Origin of the sequence: Pedobacter jejuensis (assembly GCF_003725795.1) — a bacterium.
Taxonomy (GTDB): Bacteria; Bacteroidota; Bacteroidia; order Sphingobacteriales; family Sphingobacteriaceae; genus Pedobacter; species Pedobacter jejuensis.
In genome coordinates, this window is sequence record NZ_RBEE01000008.1 from 127,203 (window position 1) to 145,839 (window position 18,637).

The 18,637-nt window shown below is 34.8% G+C and carries 18 protein-coding genes and 1 pseudogene; 8 read left to right on the plus strand and 11 right to left on the minus strand.

The annotated features are described in order from the left end of the window. Window positions 1-29 precede the first annotated feature (29 nt). From D7004_RS05545 to D7004_RS20960, 3 genes and pseudogenes are all read left to right on the plus strand, one after another. On the plus strand, window positions 30-1,184 hold the full coding sequence (locus D7004_RS05545; RefSeq protein WP_123204878.1) for a M28 family metallopeptidase: 1,155 nt from the start codon (window positions 30-32) through the stop codon (window positions 1,182-1,184). 178 nt (window positions 1,185-1,362) lie between these two features. Continuing rightward, window positions 1,363-2,433 (plus strand): DUF5694 domain-containing protein, encoded by a 1,071-nt coding sequence (locus D7004_RS05550; RefSeq protein ID WP_123204879.1) that lies wholly within the window; start codon window positions 1,363-1,365, stop codon window positions 2,431-2,433. A gap of 1,213 nt (window positions 2,434-3,646) precedes the next feature. Next, window positions 3,647-5,542: pseudogene (locus tag D7004_RS20960) on the plus strand (outer membrane beta-barrel protein). Between the two features lie 64 nt (window positions 5,543-5,606). Here D7004_RS20960 and D7004_RS05565 read toward each other — a convergent pair. From D7004_RS05565 to D7004_RS05575, 3 genes are all read right to left on the minus strand, one after another. After that, window positions 5,607-6,284 (minus strand): class I SAM-dependent methyltransferase, encoded by a 678-nt coding sequence (locus D7004_RS05565; RefSeq protein WP_123204882.1) that lies wholly within the window; start codon window positions 6,282-6,284, stop codon window positions 5,607-5,609. A 135-nt stretch (window positions 6,285-6,419) separates the two neighbouring features. Further along, window positions 6,420-7,820, minus strand: a complete 1,401-nt coding sequence (locus D7004_RS05570) for an MBL fold metallo-hydrolase RNA specificity domain-containing protein (RefSeq protein WP_123204883.1) — start codon at window positions 7,818-7,820, stop codon at window positions 6,420-6,422. Between the two features lie 65 nt (window positions 7,821-7,885). Continuing rightward, window positions 7,886-8,113, minus strand: a complete 228-nt coding sequence (locus D7004_RS05575) for a YtxH domain-containing protein (protein WP_123204884.1) — start codon at window positions 8,111-8,113, stop codon at window positions 7,886-7,888. A gap of 79 nt (window positions 8,114-8,192) precedes the next feature. Between D7004_RS05575 and D7004_RS05580 the strand changes: the two genes are divergently transcribed. Beyond that, window positions 8,193-8,825 (plus strand): HAD family hydrolase, encoded by a 633-nt coding sequence (locus D7004_RS05580; protein WP_123204885.1) that lies wholly within the window; start codon window positions 8,193-8,195, stop codon window positions 8,823-8,825. A gap of 86 nt (window positions 8,826-8,911) precedes the next feature. Here the strand turns inward: D7004_RS05580 and D7004_RS05585 are convergent, their stop codons facing one another. Next, on the minus strand, window positions 8,912-10,531 hold the full coding sequence (locus D7004_RS05585; protein WP_123204886.1) for a DUF6600 domain-containing protein: 1,620 nt from the start codon (window positions 10,529-10,531) through the stop codon (window positions 8,912-8,914). A gap of 279 nt (window positions 10,532-10,810) precedes the next feature. Between D7004_RS05585 and D7004_RS05590 the strand changes: the two genes are divergently transcribed. Together D7004_RS05590 and D7004_RS05595 are read left to right on the plus strand one after the other, a co-directional pair. Continuing rightward, window positions 10,811-11,512, plus strand: coding sequence for an SAM-dependent methyltransferase (locus tag D7004_RS05590; protein WP_123204887.1), 702 nt, complete (start codon window positions 10,811-10,813; stop codon window positions 11,510-11,512). Between the two features lie 89 nt (window positions 11,513-11,601). Beyond that, on the plus strand, window positions 11,602-12,018 hold the full coding sequence (locus D7004_RS05595; RefSeq protein ID WP_123204888.1) for a hypothetical protein: 417 nt from the start codon (window positions 11,602-11,604) through the stop codon (window positions 12,016-12,018). 7 nt (window positions 12,019-12,025) lie between these two features. Here D7004_RS05595 and nadD read toward each other — a convergent pair whose 3' ends face one another. The 4 genes from nadD to D7004_RS05615 all read right to left on the minus strand — a co-directional run bounded on the left by nadD (window position 12,026) and on the right by D7004_RS05615 (window position 14,670). Then, window positions 12,026-12,619: a nicotinate (nicotinamide) nucleotide adenylyltransferase gene (gene nadD / locus D7004_RS05600; protein WP_123204889.1), complete on the minus strand. Its 594-nt coding sequence runs from the start codon at window positions 12,617-12,619 to the stop codon at window positions 12,026-12,028. An 89-nt stretch (window positions 12,620-12,708) separates the two neighbouring features. Continuing rightward, complete coding sequence (locus D7004_RS05605) at window positions 12,709-13,077, minus strand: four helix bundle protein (RefSeq protein WP_123204890.1); 369 nt, start codon at window positions 13,075-13,077, stop codon at window positions 12,709-12,711. A gap of 89 nt (window positions 13,078-13,166) precedes the next feature. Beyond that, window positions 13,167-13,736, minus strand: a complete 570-nt coding sequence (gmk, locus tag D7004_RS05610; RefSeq protein WP_123204891.1) for a guanylate kinase — start codon at window positions 13,734-13,736, stop codon at window positions 13,167-13,169. Between the two features lie 70 nt (window positions 13,737-13,806). Continuing rightward, window positions 13,807-14,670, minus strand: a complete 864-nt coding sequence (locus tag D7004_RS05615) for a YicC/YloC family endoribonuclease (RefSeq protein WP_123204892.1) — start codon at window positions 14,668-14,670, stop codon at window positions 13,807-13,809. A 204-nt stretch (window positions 14,671-14,874) separates the two neighbouring features. Here D7004_RS05615 and D7004_RS05620 point away from each other — a divergent pair, with 204 nt between their 5' ends. Beyond that, window positions 14,875-15,588, plus strand: a complete 714-nt coding sequence (locus D7004_RS05620; RefSeq protein ID WP_123204893.1) for a hypothetical protein — start codon at window positions 14,875-14,877, stop codon at window positions 15,586-15,588. 50 nt (window positions 15,589-15,638) lie between these two features. Here D7004_RS05620 and rnc read toward each other — a convergent pair whose 3' ends face one another. The 3 genes from rnc to D7004_RS05635 all read right to left on the minus strand — a co-directional run bounded on the left by rnc (window position 15,639) and on the right by D7004_RS05635 (window position 17,973). Next, the gene (gene rnc / locus D7004_RS05625; protein WP_123204894.1) at window positions 15,639-16,367 is read right to left on the minus strand and encodes a ribonuclease III; all 729 of its coding nucleotides are present in this window, start codon (window positions 16,365-16,367) and stop codon (window positions 15,639-15,641) included. Between the two features lie 94 nt (window positions 16,368-16,461). Then, window positions 16,462-17,715, minus strand: a complete 1,254-nt coding sequence (gene fabF, locus D7004_RS05630; protein ID WP_123204895.1) for a beta-ketoacyl-ACP synthase II — start codon at window positions 17,713-17,715, stop codon at window positions 16,462-16,464. Window positions 17,716-17,736: 21 nt separating this feature from the next. After that, entirely contained in the window at window positions 17,737-17,973 is a 237-nt protein-coding gene (locus D7004_RS05635) for an acyl carrier protein (protein ID WP_008508386.1), read from the minus strand. Window positions 17,974-18,130: 157 nt separating this feature from the next. Between D7004_RS05635 and D7004_RS05640 the strand changes: the two genes are divergently transcribed. Beyond that, window positions 18,131-18,550, plus strand: a complete 420-nt coding sequence (locus tag D7004_RS05640; RefSeq protein WP_123204896.1) for an IPExxxVDY family protein — start codon at window positions 18,131-18,133, stop codon at window positions 18,548-18,550. The last annotated feature ends 87 nt before the right edge of the window (window positions 18,551-18,637 follow it).

An 18,637-nucleotide genomic window follows, 5' to 3' on the forward strand; every position in this document is an offset into this window, starting at 1 on the left:
AAATTCAGATACAATGCTTAATTTGCTGCATGCAAAGCTCATTGGTTAAAAGGTTTATCTTACTGCTTTTTCTATTATCTTCATTAAACGGTTTCGCACAAGACTCTGTTTATGTAAGGCAAACGATTAAGCAACTAACATCCAAAACATTTTGGGGAAGAGGTTATACTAAGGATGGAATGACAAAAGCGGCCGACTTCCTATCTGCTGAATATAAAAAAATTGGCCTTCTACCATTTCAAGGAGATTATAAGCAATCTTTCAATTATCCTGTAAATACGTTTCCCGGGAAAATGCTGGTTATAATTAATGGAAAAAAACTAATACCCGGGAAAGATTTTATCATCAACAATGAAAGCCCTTCTCTGAAAAAACAAGCTACTGTTGATAAGATAGATTCAGTTAATTACCAGGCTGGTTTAAATCTTCAGATTGTGTTAAAAGACAAGCTTACCTGGTCGGTAGCTACAGAAGTTGCTGATAAAACCATTATTCAAATCAATAAGAAAGCATTTGCAGAAATTCCAAAAACGATTAATGTTGATATAGAAAATAAATTCATTCCTGATTTCAAGGCTTCCAACGTTTGCGGTTTTGTAAAAGGCACAAAATATCCCGATTCGGTATTGTTGATAACCGCTCACTACGATCATTTAGGCGGAATGGGAAATGACACCTATTTCCCTGGCGCAAATGACAATGCAGCAGGCGTAGCAACGCTTCTAAGTTTAGCAAAATATTATGCGGTAAATCCAAAGCCTTATTCGGTTGGTTTTATTTGTTTTGCAGGCGAAGAAGCAGGCTTGCTCGGTTCGAAATATTTTACTGAAAACCCATTATTGCCATTAAGTACAATTAAGTTTTTGATAAATCTTGATTTGGTTGGTACAGGCGAAAGTGGAATGACGGTCGTTAATGCTAGTGTTTATCCTAAAGCGTTTTCAATTTTAAATCAAATTAATGCTGAGCAGAAGTTAATTACTAAAATTAATTCGAGAGGTAAGGCAGCGAACAGCGACCATTATTTTTTTACCGAAAAAGGTGTTCCGGCATTCTTTTTCTATACTCAAGGAGGAATTTCCGCCTACCATGATGTATTTGATAAAGCTGAAACATTGCCTTTAACCGAGTATAACGACTTATTTAAACTGATAATATCTTTTAATAAAAAGCTGATGGAATAGTCCTAGTTTTTAGGACGAAAGCTTTGAATCTAGGTATAAACATGGGATTTAGAGTTATCAACGATTCAAATCTATCGCTGTTAATTGGGATAATATTCTAAGCCTTTGGGATAATTGAATTTAACACCAGCCTTTGTATAATCATCTTTGAATCAACAAATCAAAAACAAGATTCATTATGAAAACCATACAAAAACTTAGCCTAGCATTTTTATTCTTTATCTCTTTAGCTGTAAAGTCGAATGCTCAAATTGAAATTGTGATTGTTGCATCAAGTCACGATAATTCTAAATCCAATCAAAACTTTCAGGCTGTTATAGATAAGTTGAAAAACTTTAAACCTGATATGGTTTTTGGCGAATATTTACCAGCCGAAGATTATGCTAAACTAGAAGACGATAATTGGGCTAAAGAGGCATTCCAAAAAAAAGTAAATTACGTTAATCGCTTAAACCCAGAAACGCCAAAGAATATTCCATCCCTAATAAAAAGGAATCAAAAGGCATTAGCATCATTTGCATTTTACCACAAAACCAGAATGAATTTGGCACTAGAATACGCCAAAATTTGGGATAGAGGAAATTTCGATTATCAAATGTTTGTGTTAGAAAACGTCATGAAACCAAAATTCGGCAAAGAAGAATTGGCAGAGTACAATAAAATGTTTGGAAGCACCGATTCTTTGAAAAAATTAGGCATTAACAGACCAGGAAGCGAATACAACAAAATATATTTTCCGCTAATATATCAACTTGGTCAAAATCAAATTTACAATATGGATTGCCAAACGTATGATAAACCCTGGAGCGTTGCCTGGGCGAAAACTGATTCGCTTTTTAAAATTATGGCAACAAAAGCAAAAGCCGATTCTCTATCGCCTGAGGGCAAAACTATGAGCGCCATTGATAAATATTGGAGCTTTAATCCTGAAGAAGCTAAACAATTTAATGCCGACCAATATGCAGGCATGAATACCGAAAAATACGGCGCATTAATAGAAGCCTGGAATTTTTACGGTGGACGAAAATTTTATGGATACGCAGGTTTTCCAACCGATAATGTTAAAGATATGGTAGCTCAGTGGACTTTAAGAAACGAAGGCATGTGCAAAAACATTATCGAGCAAGCAAAGACAAAAAATGCTAAAAGAGTGGTTGTTGGTGTTGGCGCAGGGCACAGAACATGGATGGAAGAAATTTTAGCCAAAAATAAAGACGTAAAAATTGTGAATTATAACGATTTAAAGTAAGCTTTTATCATAAAGAAGACCTCCATCAACACATCTATTAAAGCAACTTTTAAATCTAAATTTGACGACTATTCCTCCATCACAAAAATGATGGGGGTTTTTTATTTATGTAATTTTCTTGTTGCCGGTTGCAATTATATCATCCCAAAACTATATTTACCTAAAAGTTTAGTTAATTTTTGGTTTTGATGCAACATCTTGATATTTAGACTGTCGTTTATTGAAAATATAGAATTAAATAGCGCTCATCACATTTAAAACCCGGTTCATCACATTATAGGTATTGATAAAAAAATACTCGTTAAACTTGCCAACAAACCAACATTTTATGAAGAAACTTTTCTCTATTTTATCCTTGCTTCTTATCTCAACAGTAATCTTTGCGCAAAAAAACGGTAGCATTAGTGGCGTCCTTGCAGATAGTGCAAACCATAAAACCACGTTAAATTATTCAACGGTTTCCGTTTATAAAGTTGGCGATAGTGTACTAACAACCTACAAATTATCTGATGATAAAGGAGTTTTTAAAATCAATAATTTGCTAACCGGAACAAAGTATAGATTGGTTATAACTGCCTGGCAATATGGAACGTATCGCAAAGAAATCGAATTAACAGCTGATAAACCAACAGCAAACTTAGGCACAATTTATCTTTCAACAAAAGCTAACGATTTAAATGAAGTAAACATCATTGCAGAAAGACCGCCAGTTATCGTTCGGAAAGATACCATTGAGTTTAATGCCGAATCGTTTAAAACATTGCCATCTGCTGTAGTAGAAGATTTACTGAAAAAACTGCCCGGAGTTGCTATAGCTGCAGATGGTTCTATTCAAGTTAATGGTAAAGCAGTAAGTAAAATATTGGTTGATGGAAAAGAATTTTTTGGTGGCGACCAACAAATTGCTACCAAAAACTTGCCTGCTAATATTATAGATAAAGTACAGGTAATGGATGATAAAGATGCAAAACGAGCCGATCCTGATTTGCTTGCTGTAAATACACCTCAGGTAATTAATTTAAAGCTTAAAAGAGCTATTAAACAAGGTGCTTTTGGAAAAATATATGGTGGCTTTGGCTTACCAAACAGCCGCTATGAAACCGGGGGAATCATTAATTTTTTTAGAGATACTACCCAGGTAAGTATTTTAGGTTACGGCAATAATGTAAATAAACCAGGGTTTTCGGTAAGTGATGTGATGAGAATTGGCGGGATGCAACGTACTGGAGTTAACTCAATGATGGTAAACAGTGATGGTGGTTATGCACTCAATGGCATTTCATTCGGTGGTGCTGCAAGCGGTATTCAGCAATCTGCCGGTGCTGGTGCAAACTTTAATACTTTAACCAAAAAAGGAGCAAAACTTAACCTTAAGTATTTCTTTGGAGCAAATGACCAAGAGATTATTACCTTAACAGATAGTAGACAAAGTTTGGGAACTGGAGATTTATTGTCATCAACCAATCAAAACCAAAGAAACAAAAATTACAACCACAACATTAGCGGACGTGGCGAGTTTAAATTGGATAGCTTAACCCAATTGATTATTTCGCCGTCAGTATCCATTACCAATACCAGAAACAGTGGTTTGCTGTTAACAGAGACAAGAAATATTAATAACAATCTCTTAAATAATGGCTTTAACGAATCGAGAAATGTGGGCGATAATATTGATTATCAGATTTCAACAAATTACTGGAAAGATTTAAGAAAAAGCAAAGGAAGCTTAAATGCAACATTAGATTTAACAAGAAAAGATAATCTGATTGATTATTTTAACAATACGATTAGCAATTTCTATAACCCCAACTCTACACAAGTGTTGGATCAATTAAGAGATAACAATATCAGGAATCAGGGAGTTTATTTAAGCGTAAATTTTACTAAAACGCTAACCAAAAAGCTAAGTTTAACGCTATCAACAACTGGAAATTACCTGGATAACGAGAATGCTTTAGTGACATTTTATAAAGACCCAAACAACCAAGCGTATGATATTGCAGTGCCAACGCTTTCGCAAACGGTAAACCAACAAGGTTATAAAACCAACAACCGTGCATCACTAAGATGGGCACTTACCAAATTTTTTACCATTCAACCCGGTTTAGTTTTTAATACCATTAATTTAGAAAACAGTTTCTCTAGTTTCCCTTCTTTTAATCAAAACTTTAATTTCTTTGCACCATCTGCTGTAATTCGCTACAAAGACCTTAGCATAAATTATACTCCGAGCTTTCGTGAGCCTGATGTAAGTTACATCCAACCAGTTGCAAACAATACAAATCCATTATATGTTCAAAATGGAAACCCAAATTTGGTGCCTACAAAAACCCATCAAATTTATTTAAACTTATACAAATACGATGTTAAACATACACTCAATTACAATGCCTATGGAAGCGCAAATATTGATAATGATGCTGTGATTATGGCAAGAACTATTGCTCCAAATGGGTTACAAACTTCTACACCAATAAATGTTGATGGAATAATAAGATTAAATGCTGGCTTAAATTTTAGTAAAGATATTAAGCAGGACAAAAGACAGGTTACTATTGGTACAGGTTTTTATACAAACTTTACCAGAAATCTAGTTCTTGTAAACGATATACGCAGCTATGCCAAAATTTTAAGTTTTAATCCGCGGGTGAGCGGTAAACTAAACTTGAATGATAAATTAGAGATTTCTACCAGCTATAATTTAGGCATAAATAGCAGCAGGTATGACGATAGCTATTTTACCAGCATAAACTATTTTACCCATTTAAGCGAAAGCGAGTTGATAGTTCGTTTACCTAAAAAATTGGTGTGGGAAACGACCTATCGCATAAATTATAACACATAAACGGTTGCCGGTTTTAATAATAAAATTCAAATCTGGAATGCCGGTTTAACATATCTATTCATGAAGAACGATAGGGCTCAACTAAAGTTTTCTGTTAATGATATTTTGAATACCAATACAAGAAGATATGTATCGATTACCGAAAACTCAATCCGCGATGCTCGTTATAATAATTTAGGTAGATATTCGATGTTGACCTTTACGTACAACATTCAAAACTTTGGTGGAAAAGTTGGTGGAAAAGACACCTTTTTTAGGTTTTAAAGACATATGAGACTTACGAAGTTCTAAAATTTAACTATTAGAACTTCGTGAGTCAAAATGCATTTCACGTTAATCTCACCAAATATTGGTCTTCATCATCATCAAAAATGACTTCACTTTTCCATCCGGTTTCTGAAGCAATTTTATTTACAGTTTCTATATCAACATATAACCAATTAAACGATTCGCCTTTTTCGCCTTTGTATTCATATTGATAAGAAACCTCACCAAAATATTTATCTGCAGGTTTTTCCAAATCATCATACAAATAAGAGATGTCGGAAGTATCGAAAAGTACTTGTCCGCCAGGATTGATTAAGTTTTTAAGCTTGATTAAAAAATCCTTAAACCCCGATAATGTTCCAGTTAAACCGATGCCGTTCATCAGCATTATAATGGTATCGAATTTAGCATCTAAAGTGAAAACATCTTGTAAAAAGGCTTTTTTAACACCTCTATCTTTCATAATATTAACCGCAGCTTTTGAAACATCAATTGCAGTAACATCCACGTTAAAAGCCTGTAAAACTAAAGCATGACTTCCAACACCGGCGCCAATGTCTAAAACTTTTCCTTCACACATTTGCAATGCCTGAAGTTCCATAACAGGCATATCTTCATCGTCACGAAAGAAAAAATCAACAGGCATTTCTTCTGGTTCACCGTAAGAATTATTTAACCAAAGTACCTCAGCTTCGCCGGTTTTATAGAAATCTGTTAAAGCTTTGCCAAAAACATCCATGGTTCCAAAGATAGCGATGAAAGATTAAAGACTAAAGCTAAAAGAATAAAGACCAAAGAATAAAGCTAAAAGATTAAAGATCAAAGATCAAAGACCATAGTTAACATACTAACCTCCTTCTCCTTCGGAGACGGCTTAGGTTAGGGTAAATTCTTGATGATATTCTGGAATTGCTACATTTTTAAATCCGTGATTTTTTAAGCGTTCAGCAAATTTCTGTTGCACTTCATATTCACCATGAACCAAAAATAGTTGTTTAACTTTTTGTGGGTCTTGACCAGATAAGAACTGTAATAAATCATCATAATCGCCATGAGCGCTCATTGATTTTATAGAGCGTACTTCAGCTTTTACTTCATAATCATCATGGAATATATCAACAACTTTTTGTCCGGCAATTAATCTTCCACCCAGCGAGGTGGGCTCGCAATAGCCAACCATTAAGATGGTATTTTTATAATTACTGATGTTATTACGAATGTGATGCTTTACCCTGCCGGCTTCTGCCATTCCAGACGCTGAAATAATTACGCAAGGGCGAGGATCGTTATTTAAGGCTTTTGATTCTTCAACCGTTTCTACAAACCTTAATCCTTTGAAACCGAAAATATCGTGATCTATTTTAAGTGTTTCCTTGACTCCGTTATTATACACTTCAGGATGGTTTCTTAAAATTTCGGTAGCCTTAGATGATAGCGGACTATCAACGTAATAAAGAACATCTGGTAACTTACCTTTTAACTCTAACCCGTTAAGCGCATATAAAAGTTCCTGCGTTCGCCCAACACTAAATGCCGGAATAATTACTTTGCCTTTTTTAACATTACAGGTGTTTTCGATTATTTGGAGCAGCATATCTTCAATCGGATCTAAATCTTTATGCAGCGAATCGCCATAAGTAGATTCCAATAAAATATAATCTGCCTGGTCGAATTGTTGTGGACTTTTAAGTAGTAAATCACCATAACGACCAACATCTCCACTAAAAGTGATGTGAGTAGGTTTGTTGTTTTCTGTAATTGTTAAATGCACTGCCGCACTACCTAAAATATGCCCGGCATCTGTAAATTTTAAATTTATACCAGGTTCAATTTCAAAATCTTCCTCATACTCCACAATTTTCATGTTACCAACTGTCTTTACAACATCTTCATCAGTATATAAAGGTTCTTCTCTTTCTTGTCCTGGCTTTAAATGACGGTTTGAAAATTCGGCATCCTGCATTTGAATTTTTGCAGAATCCATCATTAAAATACGAGCCAAATCCATTGTTGCTGAGGTACAGAAAATTTTTCTTTCGAAGCCTTCTCCCACTAATCTAGGCAGTAATCCACAATGATCTATATGTGCATGAGATAAGATTAGGTAGGTAACCTTCTTGGCATCGAAACCGAAATAGCTATTTAGCTTATTAGTAACGCTGCCCATGCCTTGAAAAAGGCCACAATCTAATAAAATTTGAGTTTCGTTATTGAGCGTTATAAGGTGCTTGCTTCCTGTAACTGTTCGGGCAGCACCATGAAAAGAGATTTTCATTTTTAAATGGTTAGAAATTATAATTGAATAAAAATGCCGGAATTATCCGGCATCTCCAATTATTTTTAAGCTTTTATATCAGCTATTTTATCTTTTACCTTGTCTGCTACTCCAGATGCTTTATCAGCAAGTCCTGCTAGCTTATCTTTAGATGAATCTAAAATATCGCTTAACCAATCAGATACTTTTCCTTTTAAATCATCAGTAGAATCTGAAGATAATGCTAATGCAATTGTTGCTCCTAATGCCGCTCCGGCTAATACACCAACTATAATTTTTGTTTCCTTTGTCATAACTTTATTTTTTTTAATTAATAAACATAAATAAGCTCTTGCTGTTTTATTTTTTTAACAATACAAAAACCAGTCCATAATGAAAAGCATTTTTTTTATTGATTTAGATAATACAATTTACTTTACCAAACCTAATGAAGAGCAGCTTATGCGTGGTTTGTACAATGTTTTAGAGCAGCAAGACTTGGGGATTTCCGAGGAATTATATCTTTTGGCAAAGAAAGATATGTTGAGAATGCCTTTCCAAAAAGTTGCAGAAAAATATGGTTTTAAACAAGCGGCAATTGATAATGCGATAGATTATTTAATTACTGGCGAAGTAACAAAACCCTTAACTCCGAGTAAAGATTATCATTACATAAAATCGTTAAGAGGACGTAAATTTGTTGTAACCGCAGGGTTTTTAAAAAAGCAAACGACAAAAGTTAAAATGCTTGGCATTGAAAATGATTTTGAAGAAGTTTATGTTGTTGATGTTACAACATCTAACCAAAACAAAAAAGATGCTTTTGAAGCGCTAATTAGTAAATACGGTTTAAATACAGAAGAAATTTTAGTAATTGGTGATGATGCAGAATCGGAGATAAAATTTGGGCTGGAATTAGGGTTAACCACTTTTTTGTTAGATCCTGAAAACCTGCACCCAGATGCTGAAACTACTTTTAGAGGGAAAGACTTTAGTAATTTACATCAGGCTGCTGGTCAAGTTTAATATTGTAAGAAAACGTTACTGAAAAACATTTATACTTAAAATAAAAAGTCCCGATTTTAGTCGGGACTTTTTATTTTTAATTCATTTTATCTTCCACCTCTACCTGGTCTTCCGCCTTCAACGCTTCTTTCTCCACCACGACTTTGTTGTTGAGGAGGTGCTTGCTGCCTAACTTCAGCTGGGCGTTCTGCTCTTTGCTGACGTTGTTGTTGCATTTGTTCACGCTGTTGAGATTGTTGAGCTCTTTGTTGCTGAGCCTGCTCATTACGCTGTTGCTGCATTTGCTGCGAACGCTCTTGTTGTTGCTGACGTTGTTGATCTGCCTGTTGAGAACGTTGAGCTCTTTGTTGTTCCATTTGAGCTGAACGTTGTTGTTCTACCTGCTGATTGCGTTGCTGTTGCATTTGCTGATCGCGTTGAGCTCTTTGTTGTTCCATTTGTGCCGAACGTTGTTGCTGCATTTGCTGACGTTGCTGATCTGATTGTTGAGTACGTTGCTGCTGACCTTGTACATCGCGTTGCACACGTTGTTGGTCCTGGCTCATTCTATCTTGTTGAGTCCTTTGCTGCATCTGCTGTATGCGTTGCTGATCACGATTACCTTGTTCTGGAGTACGCTCACCAATTTGTCTGTTTCTTTGGTCGGTAGAACCAAGGTTTTGATTACCTCTTTCAGATCTTCCGTTAGTATTGCGATTTAATACATCTCCTCTGGTATTTGGCTGATTTCCATTTTCCCTACGATTATCTACATTTCCATTATCACCTCTACTGGGTTGAGCCATTCTATTATTATCATTCCGCTGACCAAATCGTTGATCGTTACTGCCTCCTCTTTGGTCGCGACTATAACTGTTATCACCCCTACCATTTCTATTAAAGCCGGCGTTACCTTGTTCAAATTTTCTTGGAGCAGCACTACGATTATCAACCGCACCACGTTCTGGCCTTGGTCTGTAAATAGAAACAGATCGATTATCTATCCTGCTTGCACCTGGCCTGTTACTTTGTGCATATCTGTAAACAGTTACATTACGGTTTGTAGCTCTCCTAATATCTTCTATCCTTGGGCCACCATAATAACTTCTTCTATTGTAAACATAAGTGTTGTTTATGATGGTAGTGTTGCGGATGAAAACATTGTTTCTTCCATAATCATATCTTGGAAAAGCATTAATATAAATATTTGATTGCGGAATAAAATTCCAGCAAAATTCTGGAACCACATAACGGCGACCAAAACTTAAATTGATATTTATACTTGGTGCCATCGGAGCCCAACCGAATTGCCCGTCTCCACTTCTCCAATCTACCCATGCTGGTCCCCAGTTTGTATCTGGCAACCAAATCCATTGTCTGTAGCTGTTAATTACCCAACGGCCGTAGTGGAATGGTGCCCAACCCCAGTCATAATTAGAAACCCAAGTATTGCCATATTCTGTCATTGCCCAACGACCATTAGTATAGTAAGGGCGAAATTCATTCTGATCTACATCAGGACGCCAAACATAACCATACTGTGGATCCTGAATCCAGGTACCATAGGGCGAAAGTTCATCGTAAAATGTTTGAAGAGAAACATTACCGGTGTTGTAACCATCATCCTGGTAATTTTCTTCGTAGCCTTGTGCCCTGGCTAAGGTTGTGGTTCCGGCAAGGAGCGCAAAAAGCCCCAGCACAAGTGCCGTAGTTTTCGGTGTTTTCATTTGTGTGTTTATATTTAATAACCTAACATGTGTGTATCAATTAGAGAACCAAAAATGCTGATGGTTTAATATGCAAGCATAGTTTCTAGTAATTGCTGTTATTATGGCTTCTAAATGCATATTTAACTATTATTTAACGTTTTAGCCTTGGCATAATTGTGCAGAAAATAAGTCATAAAAAAATAAAATTTGCTACACCGATATTTGCGAAAGAGATTATATTGCATATACAATGAATTTTAGAACTTAAATTATATTAATTGTAAGTATTTTTGTGACATGCAAAACGGCACACTATATTTAATTCCTGTACCTCTGGCAGAAGAGGTAGCCCACAAAACTTTCACACCATACCTGGTTGATACGATAAATCAAATTGATACATACATTGTAGAAAATAGTAAAACAGCCCGTAGATTTTTAAAAGAAGCAGGCTTGAAAACTCCTCAGAAAGATTTAATAGTTCATGATTACGGTAAGCATAACAGAACCGACTTAGGTCAATTTTTCACAGAATTAAAAGCTGGTAAAGATGTTGGATTAATGAGTGAGGCCGGTTGCCCAGGTATTGCAGATCCTGGTGCTGATATTGTAGCTGAAGCACATAAGCGAGGTATTAAAGTAGTACCTCTAGTTGGCCCAAGCTCTATACTTTTGGCATTAATGGCGTCTGGTTTTAACGGACAAAGTTTCGCCTTTTGGGGCTATTTGCCCATTGATAAAGAACAACGAACCAAACGCATTAAAGATTTAGATTTATCAGCTAGTAGATACAAACAGACACAAATTTTTATCGAAACACCTTTTCGTAATAATCAAATGCTCGAAGAAGTTTTAAAAAGTTGTAACCCTAAAACACAACTTTGCATTGCTTGTAATTTAACCGCTGAAGATGAATTTATAAAAACGCAAAGCATTTATAACTGGCGTAAAGAAGAGATAGATTTGCATAAAAAGCCAGCAATATTTTTGTTGTATTAATCATTGTGCGCTATCTAAACCCTCATAGGTTTTAAAAACCTATCGGGTTTACTTATAAATGTTTAACTTAGAATAATTAAACTTCTAAAATGAACGCAATGAAAAACTCGCTCTTTATAATTGCCTCGATTTGTTTAACTATCCTTTCATCGTGTAAAAACAATGAAAGTCAAACTTCAATTTTTACAAGATTAGAGCCGAGTAACAAAAATTACAAGGATGCATTAGCTAGAAAAATTGCAGGAGACACAGATAATATTATTTATATCTTAAATTCTTACAAAGAAAATAACGGTAAAGAATTCTTAAATGTAAATATAGAAGGCCCTGATTTTAATGCGACAGGTATCATTTTAGTCGATAATTGGAATAAGCTTGAAAAAATTAAAGGAACGAAAGGCTTAGGTTATTCTGGAGCAGAATTAAAAGGTTTGAAAGTAGGCATTGAAGAAAATCCTAATGGTGCTATTCTGAGGTATAAAGACCTTAAAGAAATAGTCGACTAAATTTCCTTTAACGATACATCCCCTTGCCTTCAATAAAATCTATAACTTTATCAGGTAAGAAAAATTGAACATTCTTCTTTTCTTTTGTCGCCTTGCGGATAAAAGTTGAAGAAATTTCCATCAATGGTGTTTTTGTAAAAGTTATTGAAGGATGATTTTCCCATTCTGAAACATCAGAACCTGGCCGAGGATAAACATAAATTTGGTAGTTTTTTAACAGAATTCCATAATTCTTCCAATTCTTAAACGAAACCAAATTATCTGCCCCCATGATAAGTACAAACTCCTTCTCAGGATATTTTTCATGTAAATAAGTCAGCGTATCAATTGTATAAGATGGTTGGGGTAGCGAAAACTCAATATCGCTTACACGAATATTTTCTGCATTTTCGGTTGCCAGTTTTGCCATTTCAAGCCTATCGTACATATTGGTTAAGCCACTTTTATCTTTTAGAGGATTATGTGGAGAAACAACCAACCAAACTTCATCAAGTTCAGTATGGTTAGCCATGTAATTTGCAATAATTAAATGCCCAGTATGTATGGGATTATAAGAACCAAAGAATAGGCCAGTTTTCAGTTTACGGTTTTCAGTTGACATTATTCAGTTGACATTGTTCAGTTTTCAGTTTGAAATTTCAGTTATTACCTTCAATTCGCAATTTTTAATTAGATGCTCCCAAAAAATAATTAAACAACGCCATATTTTTCAGGGTTATTCATCATGTGGTTTAATAATTTTCCAACCTCGTCGCTTTGTAACGTCAATTTATTATATTCATTCTCACCAAGGTATTTACACGCAAGCGCAAATTTTAACCACGCCTTAGTTTCGCTGTTTTCCATATCACTATCAGAAAGTTTGCTTATAAAGTGTGCCTTATATCTTCTTTTCCTATATGCTTCAACCATACAAATATTTGTTGAACGCGAAGACCATCTTATTTGATCCGTTAAAGAGTACATTTCTTCTTTTGGAAAAGACTTACTCACTTCAAAAATACACATTGCTAAATCAAATGATTTTTTATAAGCCAACAAATCAGAGAAACCGCCCATATACTTTGTTAGATATTCAAATTGTTTTCCAAGGTATTTACTCTCGGAGGATTATGGATCCAAAACTGATAATTACTAATTGCGAACTGCTAACTTCTTAAAAAATCTCCTACCAGTTTTTCAGCTTCAGCGCAGGCGGTTGCCAAATCATAGTTTTTTAAAATCACGTCAAACTTATCAGCATAGAGTAATTCCTTTTCTGCTTTAACAAAACGTTCCTGTAATTTTTCAGGACTATCCGTTCCACGGCCGCTTAAACGCTCTTTTAAAACTTCTAATGATGGCGGCTGGACAAAAATTGCCAAAGCATCATCTTCATATTTTCTTTTTAAACGAATTCCACCTTCAACATCAATATCAAAAATAACATGTTTTCCTTCATTCCAAATGCGTTCAATTTCTGATCGTAATGTGCCGTAGAAAGTGCCATTGTAAACCTCTTCAAATTCAACGAATTCCTGACGGGCAACTTTATGAAGAAATTCTTCTTTAGTAATGAAATAATAATCGTTTTCATGTTGCTCTGCACCTCTAAGTTCGCGGGTTGTTGCAGAAATAGAAAAGCTAAGTTCAGGAAACTTCGTTAATAAGTGATGTACTATTGTGGTTTTTCCTGCTCCCGATGGTGCTGAAAATATGATTAATTTACCTTGTTTCATTTTTTTTAAGCATAAAGCTCAAAGCAGAAAGTCCAAAGCTTAAGTCTTTGAGCTTTAAACTTTAAGCTTTTTATAATACATTCAGTAATTGTTCCTTTATCTTTTCTAATTCTTCTTTCATACCAACTACAAATTGTTGCATTTGCGCATCATTTGCTTTGGCACCCATGGTATTTATTTCTCTACCAATTTCCTGAGATATGAAACCAAGTTTCTTGCCATTAGCTTCTTTACTTGTTAAAGTTTGAACAAAATAATCGCAATGACTTTTTAAACGGGTTTTTTCTTCTGTAATGTCTATTTTATCGATGTAATAGATTAATTCCTGTTCAAAACGATTCTGATCTATATTCACTTTACCTACAGCATCATCTAAAAACTGTGAAAACTTATCGCGAATAGCAGTTAGTCTTTTAGGTTCTAATGCTTCAACAGATTTAAAGTAGGAAAGAATATTTTTGATTCTTAATTCTAAATCAGCTTTTAGAACTGCACCCTCATCTTCTCTAAACCTATTGAAATTGGCTAAAGCTTCAGTAAATATAGCGTACAATTGATTCCATTCATCTTCACTTACGCTTTCTTCTTTATAGCTGATAACCTCAGGAAACGTTAATGCGGTTTGCAACAAATTAGTACTATTTGCATTCAACTGTTCATTAGCGGCGATTAATTGATTATAATAATGAGTTAGTAAAACTGTATTTATAGTAGCACCAGTAACCTCACCCGAACTACGTTCTACTGTAATGCTTAAACTTACCTTTCCACGTTCGATGTCTTTACTACAAACATTACGCAGAATTAATTCTTTATCAGAAAAGGCTTTAGGATATTTTAAATTCAGCTCTAGAAATTTACTATTGAGCGATTTGATTTCGACACTATATTTTGCATTGGCATAATCGGCTGTTGCTAAGCCGTATCCTGTCATGGATTTTATCATGCGCAAAGATAGAAAAAATTAATATACAGTTTTGCTTTGTTGTAGCAATCAGACGTTAACTATGTGCTGTCATTTTAAATTAATTTTAATACTTAAATAAGAATAAGCTACAAACATTAACGCTAGCATTAACGTTATTTTAACAGTTTACTACGTTAACATTTGTTAATTTTACCCAAAACACTATTTTCAATGAAAGTTCGCTTACCATTTATAACGATATTACTTTGCTTGATTACAATTTCTTCAATTGTTAATGCGCAAGATTTTATTGTAAAAGGTGTTGTACTGGAGAAAGGTTCGAATGTACGGGTTGCACTTGCCAGCATTACCAACTTACGTACAAAGACGGGCGTAACCAGTAATGATTTAGGCATGTTTCAGCTTAAAGCTGCAATTGGCGATACACTACAAATTGGTAAAACATACTTAAACGATCAACGAATTTTGGTTCTTGGAAGGCAAGACATTTTGATTTATATGATTCGGGGTAGTACAACACTAAATGAGGTTACCATCCTTGGGAGTACAAAAAAGCAAGATTTAGCTGATATTAAAAGAGATTTTCAAAGCAAAGGAGTTTTTAATGGAGGTAAATCATCTTTCCTTTCAGCTGTATTTAATCCGATTAACGGATTGTACAATTTGATTGGTAAAGATCCTAAAAATGCAAGGAGGTTTAGCAGATATGCAGATAATGAAATTAAACAATCGCAAATTGATGTGTATTTTAACCCAAGCATCATAAAAAACAATACCGAACTACGAGGAGATACTTTAGAGAAATACATGATAGATTATCGACCGGAATTCCAAAAGGCACAATATTGGAATAGCTACGATTACATAAAATATATAAAAGAATCTTCAAAGAAATTTATAGATACTTTAGGAAAAGGAAAGTAATCGAGTGCTCAGTTTTAATTTCTGATTACTAAATTGTACTAATGAATGGGTTAAATTGCTAGTGTTTCACACGCCTTTTCGGCGGCAAGCTTTTCGGCATTTTTCTTATTATAATCTCTACCAACGCCTACTTTTTTACCTTCAACTACTGCACTAATTGTAAATAGTTTCGCACTTTCGCCTTCGCCATTTGCAGCAAGTTCAAAAAGCACATCTTTACCATGGCGTTGGCACCATTCAATTAATTTACTTTTAAAATTGGTTTCCGTTAATTCTAAAGTGTGGATATCGATGTGTGGTTTAACTATCCTCCGAAGTAAGAAGTCTTTAGTGAAGTTATAACCTTTGTCCATGTAAACGGCGCCTATAACTGCTTCGAATGCATCACCTAACATAGAGTTGTGTTTGGTTTGAATGCTTACAGAACGCTGGTCGAATTGAATTAACTTATCAAAACCCATTTTTTTAGCCAGTTGATTTAAATTTGCCCGATTTACAATTTTCGAGCGCATTTCTGTTAAAAAGCCTTCTTCTTTATATGGGTAATGTTTGAAAAGCAATTCAGCAATTACAGAACCTAGAACAGCATCACCAAGAAATTCTAATCGCTCGTTGCTACTGCGTGATCCATTTTTTAGAACTTTTGCAGCAGAACGGTGCCTGAACGCCATTTTATATAGCGTTACATTTCCCGGTACAAATCCCAAAATGTTTTTCAGCTTTTTAACAAACTCCTTTTCAGGAGAAAGATAAAGTTTATATAATCTTAATATCGGCATTAAATAAATAACACAATTAACGGCTAATCAGCATATTTAACTAAGTTATCTATTTTTAATTAGCATACAAAATTATATAGCAGGAGTGGTTTAACTAATCTTCATATTTTTTGAAAATCACAGAAGCGTTATGACCTCCAAAACCAAAAGTATTGCTTAATGCAGCCCTAACAGTACGTTTTTGAGCTTTATTAAATGTGAAATTTAGTTTAGGGTCAAATGCCGGGTCATCTGTAAAGTGATTAATTGTAGGTGGTACAATATCATTTTTAACAGAAAGAATTGCAGCAATGGCTTCGATAGCTCCGGCTGCACCCAACAGGTGACCAGTCATCGATTTTGTTGAACTGATGTTTAAGCGGTAGGCATCTTCTCCAAATAAATCAGCAATGGCACGGGTTTCACTAATATCACCAAGCGGTGTAGAAGTACCATGAACATTAATATAATCTATATCGGCAGTAGTTAAACCCGCGTCTTTTAAAGCATTAGTCATAACCATTCTGGCACCTAAACCTTCTGGATGTGGAGCTGTAATGTGATTAGCATCAGCACTCATACCTCCACCAACAAGTTCTGCATAAATTTTTGCACCTCTTGCTTTGGCGTGTTCTAGTTCTTCCAAAATAATTGTTCCTGCACCTTCACCAGCAACAAAACCGTCTCTATCCTTATCAAAAGGGCGAGAAGCAGTTTGTGGATCATCATTACGCGTAGATAATGCATGCATGGCATTAAAGCCACCCATTCCAGCTTCGTTGATAATGGCTTCAGAACCACCGCTGATAATCACATCAGCCATACCCAAGCGGATATAGTTAAATGCATCTATCATTGCGTTTGTAGATGAAGCACATGCCGAAACAGTTGCAAAATTTGGCCCGCGTAAGCCATATTTAATAGATATGTGCCCTGGAGCAATATCAATTATCATTTTAGGGATAAAAAATGGATTGTATCTTGGTGTACCATCTCCTTTAGCGAAATTCGAGATTTCATCTAAAAAAGTTTTCAATCCACCTATGCCTGCGCCCCAAATAACGCCGATTCTGTTGGTATCTAATTTTTCAAAATCAAAACCACCATCTTTCACAGCTTCTTCAGTTGCTACCAAAGCATATTGTACAAACGGATCTAATTTACGAGCTTCTTTTTTCTCCAAAAAATCTTCAGGATTAAAGTTTTTTACCTCGCAAGCAAATTTGGTTTTAAACTTTTCAGTATCAAAACCTTTAATAGGAGCAGCGCCACTCACCCCGTTAGTCAATCCTTCCCAAAAATCAGGAACATTATTGCCTATAGGAGTGAGCGCACCCAACCCTGTTACTACTACTCTTTTTAATTCCATTTATACTGAAAAAGCGTAATTCTATTTAACGTTTTTTTCCAAATAAGCGATTGCTTGACCAACTGTACCGATGGTTTCAGCCTGATCATCAGGAATAGCTACATTAAATTCTTTTTCAAATTCCATAATTAATTCTACGGTATCTAAAGAATCTGCACCCAAATCGTTGGTGAATGAAGCCTCAGGCGTAACTTCGCTTTCGTCAACACCTAGTTTTTCTACGATAATAGCCTTAACTCTTGAAGCAATATCAGACATAATTTTATAATTTAATGGTTAAATAATTCTGTGCAAAGAAAAATAAATTCTTACAATTTTCAAATGTTTTTATTTCGATACCTAAATTTGGCTCTCAAATAACAAGCGAATATAGAATTAGTTTTTTAATTTCGTTCTGTAAATAATTTATTTCGACTTGAATAAAACTTATCTAAAATTAACGTTAGACCTTGATTTCATATTAATTGCAGTAACCGCACCGCTAAAAGACTATGTGTTGTGCCACAAAATTAATACGCGATTAAATACACAGTTTGCTAAAGTAGAGGATCATGAAATTTTTTTTAACATTGATGAACCGGCCTGGTCTTTCTCTAAATATTACTTTTTTGTTGAGCAAGGCGATGTAGAATACTACCTTATTAGCAATAAAAGTAGCGATGGCGTGTTGGTTCCGGAAATGAGTAACGTAGATTTTTTTATTATTATAAAAGAATTTATTGATAAAGAAGATCTTGATTATTTAATTAACGGACTTAACAAACTCCCTGATATACAGGTAGCTGCAAAAATAGAACCTACTAAATTAAAATCGAAAGAGAATTTGGTAATATAAAAATTATATACTTGGTGTATTAATTACACTATATTTGAGGGTTATAAAAAACTATACACAACAAAATATCTATAAAATTTAATGCAG